Below are 13,173 nucleotides of genomic sequence, written 5' to 3' on the forward strand. Positions count from 1 at the left end.
TTATTTAAAAATTTTTGTAAAGTTTTTTCTTTCTCTATTTTTCCACTCACCCTTATGATAAGCATCACTTGCTATTAATGGTAAAACACTAGTTGCCTCTGCAAACACCATCTGTTCTTTTGTAATATCTACTTTTCCCCATGAACTTGCTTCTTTTAATGTGGAGCTGCTACATGCTCCGTCTCTACTATCAGCAACAGTAATTTGAACAGCATATTTATGCATGTCTACATCTTTTCCTAATAGTTCAGCACAAATAACAGTATCTTGAATAAAGTTTTTAGGGACACCACCACCAATCATAAATAATCCAGAACCTTTAGATTTGATTTTAATTTCTGTTAGTTCTCTAAATTCTCTAACTGAGTCTATTGTGATATGTTTTTTTGGATTTTGTTCTTGATGCATAACTAATCCGAATCCTGCACTCGAGTCAGTAAAAGCAGGGCAGAAAATAGGAACATTGTTGTCAAAAGCAGTTTCAATTAAAGAGTTTTTTTTCTTTGAGTTATTTTTTAAATATTTTCCCATTTCATAAATGAACTCTCTTGAAGTATAGCTTCTCGCCTCAAGGTTATTAGCGATTTCACATATAATTTTATCACACATTTGAAGCTCTTCCTCATCTATGTAGGTATCGTAAATTCTATCTATGTAGTTGTCCCTCAGCTCAGTATCATCTTGAAATTGTGAACCTTGATAATGTTTAAAACCAAGAGCTTCAAAAAAATCCATATCTACTATAGAAGCACCTGTTGCAACAATTGCATCTACCATATTATATTTAACTAAATCTTTATAAATATTCATGCATCCTGCTGCTGAAGTAGAGCCAGCTAAGGTAAGGAAAATTGTACAATCTTTATCTTTAAGCATCTCGTTATAAATATTAGCAGCATTTGCTGTTTCTCTAGAAACAAATGACATTTTCTCCATTGAAGATATAATTTTTCTAGAGTCGAAAGAAGTTATATCGATGTGCTCAACAGGATTTTTTAAGAAATCTCTTTTACTGTTATGACCTGGATTTTTTTGACTTGACATTAAGCTACCATGTTAGCTTTATTAATGTCTTTATCATACATTGTCATTATTGGATTATCTTCAACTTCGTAAATTTCATTTGAGTAATAGCCATTAAACTGAGTTCTAAATGTCAATCCGTATGCTCCAAGTTGACCAAGTTCAATGTAATCATTTTCTTTTATATTATTTGGAAGCAAAAAAGGACCTTTCATATAATCCATGCTATCACACGTTGGTCCAAAAAAATCAAAAGCAGTTAATTTTTTTGAAATTATTTTATTAGAATTTTCTTTAATCATTCTAGATGGAAATACAATATTTGGTGTACCTGCATCAAAAAGAGTTCCATAGGTACCATCATTTATGTAAAGCTTTTGTTTTTTTCTTAAATTAACCCTTACAACTGTTGAACCACTTTCAGCAACTAAAGCTCTACCAGGTTCACAAATAATTTCTGGAAGTTTTTCAAGCTTTAAATTTTCTAAACTCTTATTTATCTCTTTAAAATAATTATCTAAAGATTGTGGAATTAAGTCAGGATAGATTGTAGGAAAACCCCCACCCACATTAATATAATCTGGAATAATTTTTGTCTTTTTAATTATATTTCCAATTTCACTAATACCTTTTGAATAAGAAATTGGATGCATACATTGTGAGCCAACATGAAAACTTAATCCAATCTTTTTAGCATGCTGTTTTACAAGTCTCAATAAACCTGTTGATTCAGAGGTTAACGCACCAAATTTTTTCGATAAATCAATTTCTGCATGTTCATTTGAAACAGCAACTCTTACAAATAATTCTAAATCTTTAGCGCTATTTGTACTTTCAATTATTTTAATTAGTTCATCTTTAGTATCTAAAGAAAAAGTTTTTACACCATAATTAAAATATGCCTCTTTAATACTTTCTCTACTCTTAATAGTATGCATGTAAGAGCATTTAGCTGTATTACTAAAAGTTCTAATATTTTTAATTTCTTCAATTGATGCAACATCAAATTGTTCAACTCCACTTTCTATGATTGTTTTGATTATCTCAGGGTGTGGATTAGTTTTGACTGCATATAAAACTTTACCTGGAAATTTGTTTAAGAAAAATTTAACAGCAGATTTTATGGAATTTTTTCTTATACAGTAGACCGGTTTTTCAGGTTTCAGTTGATTTACTAATTCTTCAACTGATTTAAATTTTTGCATTTTAAATGCCTCCAAAAAAAATTTAATAAAAAAAAGTCTTTTATAAAAAAAACTTTAATATTTTTTGGCATATAAAGTAAACACCACTAAAGTAAAGCAAATAATTCAAGCCTGAAATGCGTAAAATTCATATATTGTAATATCTCGAAGAGACCCCATATAAGGATCATGAAAGAGGAACCAAAATTACAGAATCTCAATAATTTTGAGAATAAGTCATTATTAATTGTCGATGATGATAATCCTTTTCGTGAGCGTTTAGCAAGAGCGATGGAAAAAAAAGGATTTGAGGTTTTTCAAGCTGAGAGTGTGCAAAAGGGGGTTGAATCTGTAAAGACTAAGAAACCTGGTTTTGCGGTTGTAGATTTAAGACTTGGAGATGGTAATGGACTTGAGGTTGTAAAAGAAATTCAGGCTTCAAATAGTGATAGTAGGATTATCATGCTAACTGGTTATGGAAATATTCCAACGGCAGTAGCTGCAATCAAAGAGGGTGCTATAGATTATTTAGCTAAACCTGCTGATGCAGAAGATGTTGAGAAAGCATTATTGGCAGATCCATCAAAAAAAGCTGCCCCACCAGAAAACCCAATGTCAGCTGACAGAGTTAAGTGGGAACATATACACAGAGTTTTTGAGCTGTGTAACAGAAATGTTTCAGAAACAGCTAGACGACTTAAAATGCACAGAAGAACTCTTCAAAGAATTCTTTCTAAAAGATCGCCTAGATAAATTTTTTAATTTTAATTATTTTCTTAGTCAAAAGAGCTAAAATCAAGATTTTAAAAATTTCAGCTAATAGAAATGGTTTTGCTCCTAAAGCGAAGATTGGCTTATCCCATCCAATCAATGTTCCAAGCCATATTAGACCCAAAATGTAGATTGTTGAAGTTGCGATAATTAGTTTAAATAAAACAACGAAAAAATTATCATCAATCTTTATTTTAGAAGCTAAGTAACAAGCTGTTAAAAAACCAATTAAGTAACCCATAGTTGGTCCTGTAAAATAAACTAATCCAATTCCTTTTTCAGGAGAATTTGAAAAAACTGGAAGCCCTGCAATTCCCTCAATTAAATACAAACCAATTGTAGCAAGTGCAATTTTATGCCCTAAACTTATTCCTAAAAACAACACAACAAATGTTTGCATAGTCATTGGAACCGGATAGAAAGGAATTTTGATCTTTGCTGATATTGTTAGTGCTATTGAACCAAGAACAATAACAACCAGAGATTTAAATAGTTTAGCTTGTGTGAGATTTTTTGTTAATTCCATTATTAAATAATACTCAAAATATTAAAAATAATCTACTTCTAATTGTTATAATAATTGAAAGTAAATTTTTTTATATACAGATTATGTTAGCATTGTAATATTTAATAATACTTAATGAATAAAATTCAAAAAACAGATCATTTTTATTTGATTGATGGCTCTGGTTATATTTTTAGAGCTTATTATGCTTTGCCTCCATTGAGTAGAAAAAGCGATGGACTTCCAACAGGTGCTGTAAGTGGTTTTTGCAGTATGTTATTTAAATTATTAGAGGACTCAAAATCTGATCAAAACTTATCAAAACCAACACATTTTGCAGTAATATTTGACTCAGCAAGAAAAACTTTTAGAAATGAAATTTATAGTGATTACAAAGCTAATAGATCAGAGGCGCCTGATGATTTAGCTCCACAATTTGAGTACATAAGAAAATCAGTCTTAGCATTTAATTTGCCATCTGTTGATCTTCCAAATTATGAAGCAGATGATTTAATAGCCACATATGTTGATCAAATCCTAAAAAAAGGTGCAAAGGTTACAATTGTTTCATCAGATAAAGATTTAATGCAACTTTACAAAAAAGGTGTTCGAATTTTTGACCCTATGAAAAACAAATTTATAACTGATGATGATGTTGTAAAAAAATTTGGAGTAGATGCATCAAAAGTTATTGATGTGCAATCTTTAGCAGGAGACAGTAGTGACAATGTCCCCGGTGTTCCAGGTATAGGTATTAAGACAGCTGCAGAACTTATTAATAAATATGGTACTTTAGAAAATTTACTAAAATCTGCTCATGAGATTAAGCAAAATAAAAGAAGAGAAACATTAATAGAGAATAAGGATAAAGCATTAATAAGTAAAAAACTTGTAACACTAGATCATAAATCTCCTGTTGATAGGGAGTTAAGTGAATTTAAATTGCAAAATATAGATAAGGATAAATTATATAAATTTTTAAGAGAAATGGAATTTAACAGGTTGTTAAGCTCTGCAATTTCTGCCTATGGAGAACCTGAGCTAGAAAGTAATAAGATTGAAACTCAAAATCTAGAAAAACAACAAACAGTTAATAACAAAAATTATTATTTAATTAATAGCTTAGATGAAATTGATAAATGGATAGAGGAGGCTGAAGAAGTTGGTGAAGTCGCTGTAGATACAGAAACTACTTCATTAGATCCTCATCAAGCAGATCTAGTAGGTGTTTCTCTTTGCTCTAAAGTTGGAAAAGCATGTTATATACCAGTTGGTCATAAGTCACCTAAGTGTCTTAAAAAAGACGAAGTAATTAAAAAATTAAAAAAAATATTAGAAGATCCAAGCATAAAAAAAATAGGTCAAAATATAAAATTTGATTTTATAGTATTTTATAAGTGTGGAATAACGCTTTCATCAATGGAAGATACGATGCTGATGTCTTATGTCTTAGATGCAGGAAAAAATAGACATAATATGGATACTTTATCTGAAATTCATTTAGGGCATAAAACTATTTCTTTTAAAGAGATGGTAGGCACAGGGAAGAAAGAAATTAATTTTAGTGAGGTAGAGTTAGATAAAGCAAAAGATTACGCTGCTGAAGATGCTGATGTTACTTTTAGATTATACAAGAAATTTATCAAAAATCTAAAATCAGAAAAAATGATAAATATTTATGAAATTTTTGAAAAGCCACTAATTAAAATTCTTGCATTTATGGAAATAGAGGGAGTTGAAATTGATAGTAAGTTTTTAAAATCTCTTTCATCTAAATTTGAAAAAAAAATTCAAAAACTTGAAAAAGAAGTATTTAAAATTTCTAAAAAAGAATTCAATATCGCATCTCCAAAGCAATTAGGCGAAATAATTTATAATGACTTGAAAATAGCTGGATTAAAAAAAACAAAAAAAGGAAGCTTTGCAACAAGTGCAAGTGTTTTGGAGGATTTAGCTTTCAAAGGTCATGAGTTTCCAAAATTAATTTTAGACTGGAGACAAGTTTCAAAATTAAAAAATACCTATTCAGATGCTTTACCTGAACATTTAAACCCAAACACAAAAAGAGTTCATACTTCGTTTTTGCTAGCCGCTACAACGACTGGAAGACTAGCATCTAGTGATCCCAACTTACAAAACATACCAATTAAATCAGAAGATGGAAAAGATATAAGGAAAGCTTTTACTGCAAAAAAAGGGCACCTATTAATTTCTGCGGATTACAATCAAATTGAGATGAGAATTTTAGCAGACCTGGCAGATGTAAAAGAGCTGAAAAAAGCTTTCAAAAATAAAGAAGATATTCACTCTTTAACAGCTAGCCAAATATTTAATATTGATATTAAAAAAGTTAATCAAGATCACAGACGAAAGGCTAAGGCTATTAATTTTGGAATTATTTATGGAATTTCACAATATGGATTAGCTAAGCAAATAAACGTTTCTAACTATGAGGCAGAGGAATTTTTGAATTCATATTTCGCTAAGTTTCCAGAAATTAAAGTTTATATGGATAATACAATTAAATTTTGTAGGAAAAGTGGATATGTTAACAATATTTTTGGACGAAAATCTCACTTTAATGGAATAAATGACAAAAACTTTAATGTCAGAAATTTTCAAGAACGTGCAGCAATTAATGCTCCCATTCAAGGTTCTGCTTCTGAAGTAATGAGATTAGCTATGATAAGTTTGGATAAGAAATTATCAGAGGAAAAAAATTCTAATTCAAAAATGCTATTGCAAATTCATGATGAATTAATTTTTGAAATTCCAAAAAAAGATGAAAAAGTAATGATTAAATTAATTGAGAAAGAAATGACCAGTGTGGCTCAGAGTGATTATCATTCTTTTTCAACTCCTTTAACAGTTGATATTAATGTTGGAGATAATTGGGGCATGTTACATTAAATTTATAACATTGCCCAAATTAGGACAATTTAGTATTTTTAAACTACTTTATGCAAAAACAAACAATAGCTCTGATAGATGACGATAGAAATATTTTAACAAGTTTGAGTATCGCATTAGAAAAAGAGGGTTTTAAAGTTCAAACATACATTGATGGTGAAAGCGCGCTAATTGGTTTAACCAGAATGCCACCCGACTTAGCAGTCATAGATATAAAGATGCCAAAGATGGATGGAGAAGAATTACTAAAAAAACTTCGAAAAAAAACTTCCTTACCAGTAATTTTTTTAACATCTAAAGATGATGAAATTGATGAGTTGTTAGGTCTAAAGCTTGGTGCAGATGATTTTGTAAAAAAATCAGGAGGTTTTTCTATAAAAGTTTTGATTGAAAGAATTAGAGTTCAGTTAAGAAAAAAAGATTCAAATAATATTCTAGAGGAAAATAAGAGCCTGATATGTCATGGAAGATTAAAATTAGATCCATCACAACTCGAGTGTGAATGGAATGGAAAACAGCTACCTGATAAATTGACAACAACTGAGTTTTTAATCGTGAAAGAATTAGCAAAAAGACCTGGTATAATCAAAGAAAGAGCTCAGCTTATGGATATAGCTTACAGAGAGGATACAGATATTGAGGATAGAACTATTGATAGTCACGTAAAACGAATTAGAAAAAAATTTAAAAAAGTGGACCCTGATTTTTCAGCTATTGAAACTAGATATGGTAGTGGATATAGATGGAATGTTAGCTAATGTTTAGTAAATACTTAAAAACTCTTTCTATATTAAAGAAATTTTTGTTTATAAATTTTGTAATTTTTACGATTATTGGATTATTTACGTTTATTTATCTGAATAATATTCAGCCAAGTTTAATAAAAAAAAAATCTCAAAATCACGCAAACATTATTAACAACACTATTGATAATATTTTAAGGCTAAATGTAAAATTTCAATCTGACGATATTAGAAGATTTTTATTTTCTACAAGATTTATTTTTCAAAATTTAGATAGAGTAATATTTTTTGATGATCAACTCAACCTTATTGGAGACACTGATACTTTAGATCTTGATCCAAGATCATTCTCTACAAGACTTGATAAAATTGAATTTGAAAGTTTAGATAATGAGGAAATAGAAAAAACTATTGAGGAAAAAAATATAAAAATTGATGAAAAAAGACCTCTTTCATTCAAAGATATATTAAAAAATTATTCTATTTCTGAAAATTTAGGATCTCCTTACACATTTACTCAGGAAGATTTTAACCAATTTAATGTAACAACAATTAAGAATGTTACAAAGAATGAAATTAATCTTGGTTATGTAGCTATTACAGAAAATGCTAATGAAATAAAGACTGCGATAGATGAGAGAAAAGCATTTGTAATAAGAACAGCTATATCTGTAGGATTTGTAATATTAATTTTTTCTTTTGTTTTAAGCAGATATTTTATTAAACCAATACAAAATCTCGTTGGATATACAATTCGTGTCAAAGAAAAAAGTCAAGTTAAACCAGGTATTGAAAATTTAAAAAAAAGAAATGACGAATTAGGACTTTTATCTAATTCTTTAGAGGACATGACAAATGAGCTTCAAAATAGAGTTACACATGCTGAAAATTTTTCTACAGATTTAGTTCATGAAATAAGAAATCCATTAGCATCTTTAAAAAGTGCATCAGAAATTTTACAAGACACAAATGATAGCGAACAAAGAAATAGATTATTGAATATACTTAGTCATGACGTTCAAAGAATAGAAAGATTAATTACTGATTATTCGCAAATGTTAAAGGATGAAGTTGCTTTAAGTAAAGAAAAAATGAAAAAAATCAATATTGAACCTATCATTCAATCTGTTGTTGATGATTACAATAATATTCATCAAGTGAGAAAAGGAATTAAAATTAAATATAAAAATGACGGAAAAGATAAATATTTAATAAATGGTATAGAAAACAGAATTGAACAAATCATTGCAAATTTGTTAGATAATTCAATATCATTTAGTAAAAATGGTACTAATGTTTTTGTTGATGTTTCTGTTAATGGAAAAAATCAAATATCAATTAAAATTATTGATGAAGGACAAGGATTTAAAGAAAAAGATACGTCAAGAATATTTAAAAGATTTTATAGTAATAGACCTGAAAAATTTGGAGAACATTCAGGTTTGGGTTTAAATATTGTAAAAAACTTGGTTGAACTCCACGATGGTGAAATTGTAGCATCTAATCGTATTGATAAAGAAGGAGCAATGATAGAGATAAGATTTCCCAATGTTTAATCATATCTTGATAAATAAATACTTAGCTGTATAAAGCTTGCCATGGAAGATTATAAAGTAAAAGACATAGCTCAAGCTGAATTTGGTAGAAAAGAAATATCAATAGCCGAAAGTGAAATGCCTGGTTTAATGGCTTTACGAGAAGAGTATTCTAAAGAAAAACCATTAAAAGGTGCAAGAATAATTGGATGTCTACATATGACAATACAAACAGCTGTATTAATTGAAACTTTAGTTGCATTGGGTGCTGAAGTGAGATGGTCTTCTTGTAATATTTTTTCAACTCAAGATCATGCGGCTGCAGCCATCGCTAAAGCTGGGATTTCTGTTTACGCATGGAAAGGTGAAACAGAAGAGGAATATTTATGGTGTATTAAACAAACTATAATTGGAAAACCTGATTGGAAACCAAACATGTTATTAGATGATGGTGGAGATTTAACAGCTATCATGCACAATGAATACCAGGATTTAATGAAAGATATAAAGGGAGTTTCAGAAGAGACTACCACTGGAATTAAAGCACTTAATAAAATGGAAAAAGATAAATCGCTTTTAGTTCCAGCAATAAACGTGAATGACTCTGTTACAAAATCAAAATTTGATAATTTATATGGATGCAGAGAAAGCTTAGTTGATGGAATTAGAAGAGCTACTGACGTAATGATGTCTGGAAAAATTGCAGTTGTTGCTGGTTTTGGAGACGTTGGAAAAGGAAGTGCTGCATCTTTAAGACAAAGTGGTGCTAGAGTTTTAGTTACTGAGGCAGATCCAATTTGTGCTCTCCAAGCTGCAATGGAAGGTTATGAAGTGGTATTAATGGAGGAGGCCATAAGTAGAGCGGATATAGTTGTAACAGCTACAGGTAACAAAGATATTGTTACAGCAGACCATATGAGAGATATGAAGGATAGAGCCATCTTATGTAATATTGGTCACTTTGATAATGAAATACAAGTTGAGGCTCTTAAGAATTATAAGTGGACTGAAGTAAAACCTCAAGTGCACGAAATAGAGTTGCCTAATGGTAAAAGAATTATTCTTTTAGCTGAAGGAAGACTGGTTAATCTTGGTTGTGCAACTGGACATCCAAGTTTTGTAATGAGCGCATCATTTACTAATCAAGTTATTGCTCAAATAGAACTTTGGCATAATCATAAAAATTATGAAAATAAAGTTTATGTACTTCCAAAACATTTAGATGAAAAAGTAGCAACTTTGCATTTAAAAAAAGTTGGGGCAAAACTAACAAAATTATCAAAAGAGCAAGCAGATTATATAAGCGTTGGAACAGAAGGTCCTTTCAAACCAGATGCCTATCGCTATTAAAGATAGCACAATTGATATCACTTCAGAGAAGTTAACTAAAGAATTAGCTAAAGAATTTACAAAACATCTTAAAGGCGGCGAGTTTGTTTTTTTATATGGAGAGATGGGCGTTGGTAAAACAACTTTTGTAAAATATTTTATAAATGAGTATCAAAAAATAAATAATTTAACACAATCAGAAATTACAAGCCCTACATTTAGTTTATTAAACGAGTATCAGGTGCAAGATATAAGAATAAAACATTATGATTTATTTAGAATTAATAGGAAAGAAGACATTAATAATTTAGACATTTTTGAGAAAGATAATAAATTAATCACACTTATAGAATGGCCACAATTGATAGCTGACAAACAAGATATAAAATTTATAACTTTAACATTTAATTATTTAAATCAATTAAATGATAGAACTGTAGATATAAAAGTTTAAATTACAACCTATTTTGATGAAAAGCTTAGCAAAATTGAAAAAAATAAAAGGTGACGCATCTTTTAGAGAATTTTACAGAAACAGAGAAAACAAATCTATTATTGTAATATCCAAGAAAGAAAAGTTAAAAAATCTTTTAATTTACGATGCTATAAATAAAATTTTAATTAAAAATAAAATTTTAGCTCCAAATCTAATAAGTGAGAATTACATTAATAATTATATAGAAATAAATGACTTTGGAGATCAAACTTTGTTTAAAATTTTAAAAAACAAAAAAAATAATAAATATGTCATTTTTAAAAAGATAATAAAAATTTTAAATAAAATACAACTAATAAAAGATAAAAAAGTAAAAAATTTTAAAAAGAAATTATATAAAGTTAAAGAATATAAATACAAAATTTTGTTTGATGAAACTAAACTTTTTTGTGACTGGTATGCACCAAAGGTATTGTCTAAATCCAAAAGTATTCAATTCAAAAAAAAATTTAGATTAGAGATAAAAAAATTATTATCAAAATTAAATTATAAAAATATTACATTTGTTCATAGAGATTTTCATGTTTCAAATTTGATGTATCATAATAAAAAAATTGCAGTAATAGATAGTCAAGATGCATTAATTGGCAATAGAGCTTACGATTTAGCGTCTTTAATTGATGATGTAAGATTAAAAACACCCAATCAATTAAAAGAGAAAGTATTTAGGTTTTACGTCAAAACAAATAAAAAAATTGATTTAGAACAATTTAAAAAAGATTTTGAAATATTATCTGTTTTAAGGAATTTAAAAATAATTGGTATATTTATGCGATTAGCTATAAGAGACAATAAAAAAAAATATCTTAAATTAATTCCTAACGCTTGGGAATTGATTAATCATAGAATTAAGGAGCAAAATGAATTCAATAATTTGTTTATGCTATTAAAAAATAATTTTCCAAAATTTATAAGGTAAAGTTATGAAAATAAATACAGCTTTAATTTTATGCGCAGGTTTTGGTAAGAGATTAAACCCAATTACTTTAAATACTCCTAAGCCCTTATTAGAGATTAAAGATGTAAGTATGCTGGAGAGATGTATTAATTTAATCAAAAAACTAGGTATTCAAAAAATCTTAATAAATACTTTTTATTTAAAGAATCAATTTTCAGTTTTATTAAATAGTAAAAATTTCAATATTGATATCAAAATAATCGATGATGGTGATTATATTTTAGATACAGGGGGAGGTATTCAAAATATGATTAAACACTCTAATGAAAAGGATTTTATAATTTTTAATCCAGATACAATCTGGAATAATGATTACAAAGATGAGATATTGAAAATGGAAAAAATGTATTTTTCTGAAAAATTAGAAAACATTCTTCTTTTAGTAAATAAAAAATTTAGTTTTGATAAAAAGTTAAAAGGTGATTTTAATTTAAAAAATAATTTAATTAACAAAGAGGCTGAAAAAGAATTTATTTACATCGGATGTCAAATAATTAATAAAAAATTATTTATTAAAGAGAAAATAGAAAATTACTCAATTTTGGAAATTTGGAATAATTTATTAGATCAAAAAAAGTTATTTGGTTATGAAAGCCAAAAAGACTTTTATCATTTAACTGATCTGGATATATTTAAAAAACTAAAAGATCTTTAGCTCGCGCTTGATCAAGATATTTGCATTTAGAAATTTTGCTGTTTTCTAATTCAATTAAAAGTGGATTTCCTGTTGGAATTTCAAGTTTAGAGATCTCATTGTTATTTAAATTAAACAAATATTTGCAAAGAGCTCTAATGGAATTTCCGTGAGCAGAAATAAGAATATTTTCATTTGATTTGTGTTCTATCTCATTACTATAAAAATTTATTACTCTTTCATATGTATCTTTCAGTGACTCGGTATCAGGAATTTTTTCTAATGGAATTTTTTTGTATGTTTCAATATTTAGTGGGTGATATGAATTTTTTTTATCTAAAGGGTCGGGTCTAAGGTCCCAAGAACGTCTAAATTGATGAACTTTTTCTTCTCCAAGTTTTTTTTTCATTTCATCTTTATTTAAACCTGTCAGAGCTCCATAATGTCTCTCGTTTAGTTCCCATGCATTCTTTACTTCTTTAAAATCTTCCAATTCTTCTTGTATTATTTTTAAAGTATTTTTTGCTCTTAATTGAAATGAAGAATAATAAAGATTAATTTCAATATTTTCTTGTTTTATTAGTTGGCCAGCCTTTTTGGCCTCAGATTGCCCATTTTCTGTTAAATCTACATCGACCCATCCAGTAAATTTTTTTTCTAGATTCCATACACTTTGACCATGTCTAACTAAAATTAAGTAACTCATTTGTTTATCTTTTAGATCAATTTGATAAATAAAACTATATTATTAATGATTAATTTTTTTTCGAAATATAAATTTTTTTTTTATTTATTCAATTTCTTTTTGATACTATTATATTTATATCCTGGTAGTTTACTTGGTTGCTTTCTATACGATGATTGCAAATTACAACCACAAATAACAGCAGATTTTATAGTCTCGACTAATCACTTTTACGCGTTTGTTCTGTTTTCTATTATTGGCTATTTAACATTTAATAAATCGTCTCAATTTATATTTCTTACTTTTTATTTAATATTTTTATCAATAATGCTTGAGATACTGCACTACGTTATACCCGAAAGAAGTTTTGAAATTTCTGATTTATTTGGAAATTTTATAG

The 13,173-nt window shown here is 28.0% G+C and carries 12 protein-coding genes; 8 read left to right on the top strand and 4 right to left on the bottom strand.

The features are described from left to right. Together ACTT9X_RS00650 and ACTT9X_RS00655 are read right to left on the bottom strand one after the other, a co-directional pair. Nucleotides 1–1,044 carry a 1,9-bis(guanidino)-5-aza-nonane synthase gene (locus tag ACTT9X_RS00650; protein ID WP_440933774.1) on the bottom strand — a complete coding sequence of 348 codons (1,044 nt, stop codon included), beginning with the start codon at nt 1,042–1,044 and terminating at the stop codon, nt 1–3. Then, nucleotides 1,044–2,228 (bottom strand): type III PLP-dependent enzyme, encoded by a 1,185-nt coding sequence (locus ACTT9X_RS00655; protein WP_440933775.1) that lies wholly within the window; start codon nt 2,226–2,228, stop codon nt 1,044–1,046. The genes ACTT9X_RS00650 and ACTT9X_RS00655 overlap by 1 nt, the downstream gene beginning before the upstream one ends. Nucleotides 2,229–2,396: 168 nt before the next feature. Here ACTT9X_RS00655 and ACTT9X_RS00660 point away from each other — a divergent pair, with 168 nt between their 5' ends. Beyond that, nucleotides 2,397–2,960 carry an ActR/PrrA/RegA family redox response regulator transcription factor gene (locus tag ACTT9X_RS00660; RefSeq protein WP_440928496.1) on the top strand — a complete coding sequence of 188 codons (564 nt, stop codon included), beginning with the start codon at nt 2,397–2,399 and terminating at the stop codon, nt 2,958–2,960. On the opposite strand, the gene ACTT9X_RS00665 is transcribed toward ACTT9X_RS00660, so the two are convergent. Then, nucleotides 2,953–3,504, bottom strand: coding sequence for a biotin transporter BioY (locus tag ACTT9X_RS00665; protein WP_440933776.1), 552 nt, complete (start codon nt 3,502–3,504; stop codon nt 2,953–2,955). The two genes, ACTT9X_RS00660 and ACTT9X_RS00665, sit on opposite strands and share 8 nt — an antisense overlap. A gap of 114 nt (nt 3,505–3,618) precedes the next feature. On the opposite strand from ACTT9X_RS00665, the gene polA reads away from it, so the two are divergent. The 7 genes from polA to ACTT9X_RS00700 are packed head-to-tail and all read left to right on the top strand — an operon-like array spanning nt 3,619 to nt 12,109. Further along, complete coding sequence (gene polA, locus ACTT9X_RS00670) at nt 3,619–6,393, top strand: DNA polymerase I (protein ID WP_440933777.1); 2,775 nt, start codon at nt 3,619–3,621, stop codon at nt 6,391–6,393. A gap of 50 nt (nt 6,394–6,443) precedes the next feature. Next, the gene (locus tag ACTT9X_RS00675; RefSeq protein ID WP_440933778.1) at nt 6,444–7,151 is read left to right on the top strand and encodes a response regulator transcription factor; all 708 of its coding nucleotides are present in this window, start codon (nt 6,444–6,446) and stop codon (nt 7,149–7,151) included. Next, nucleotides 7,151–8,692 (top strand): sensor histidine kinase, encoded by a 1,542-nt coding sequence (locus ACTT9X_RS00680; RefSeq protein ID WP_440933779.1) that lies wholly within the window; start codon nt 7,151–7,153, stop codon nt 8,690–8,692. The genes ACTT9X_RS00675 and ACTT9X_RS00680 overlap by 1 nt, the downstream gene beginning before the upstream one ends. Before the next feature lie 42 nt (nt 8,693–8,734). Continuing rightward, nucleotides 8,735–10,021, top strand: coding sequence for an adenosylhomocysteinase (ahcY, locus tag ACTT9X_RS00685; protein WP_440933780.1), 1,287 nt, complete (start codon nt 8,735–8,737; stop codon nt 10,019–10,021). Beyond that, a complete protein-coding gene (gene tsaE, locus ACTT9X_RS00690; protein WP_440933781.1) occupies nt 10,005–10,454 on the top strand; it encodes a tRNA (adenosine(37)-N6)-threonylcarbamoyltransferase complex ATPase subunit type 1 TsaE in 450 nt (149 codons plus the stop codon). Before ahcY ends, tsaE begins: the two co-directional genes overlap by 17 nt. A gap of 16 nt (nt 10,455–10,470) precedes the next feature. After that, nucleotides 10,471–11,415 (top strand): phosphotransferase, encoded by a 945-nt coding sequence (locus tag ACTT9X_RS00695; protein WP_440933782.1) that lies wholly within the window; start codon nt 10,471–10,473, stop codon nt 11,413–11,415. Nucleotides 11,416–11,419: 4 nt separating this feature from the next. Beyond that, the gene (locus tag ACTT9X_RS00700; RefSeq protein WP_440933783.1) at nt 11,420–12,109 is read left to right on the top strand and encodes a sugar phosphate nucleotidyltransferase; all 690 of its coding nucleotides are present in this window, start codon (nt 11,420–11,422) and stop codon (nt 12,107–12,109) included. On the opposite strand, the gene ACTT9X_RS00705 is transcribed toward ACTT9X_RS00700, so the two are convergent. Further along, nucleotides 12,087–12,794, bottom strand: coding sequence for a 2,3-bisphosphoglycerate-dependent phosphoglycerate mutase (locus ACTT9X_RS00705; protein ID WP_440933784.1), 708 nt, complete (start codon nt 12,792–12,794; stop codon nt 12,087–12,089). The genes ACTT9X_RS00700 and ACTT9X_RS00705 overlap by 23 nt on opposite strands. Between the last annotated feature and the right edge of the window lie 379 nt (nt 12,795–13,173).

Origin of the sequence: Candidatus Pelagibacter sp., assembly GCF_052049855.1 — a bacterium.
Lineage (GTDB): Bacteria > Pseudomonadota > Alphaproteobacteria > Pelagibacterales > Pelagibacteraceae > Pelagibacter.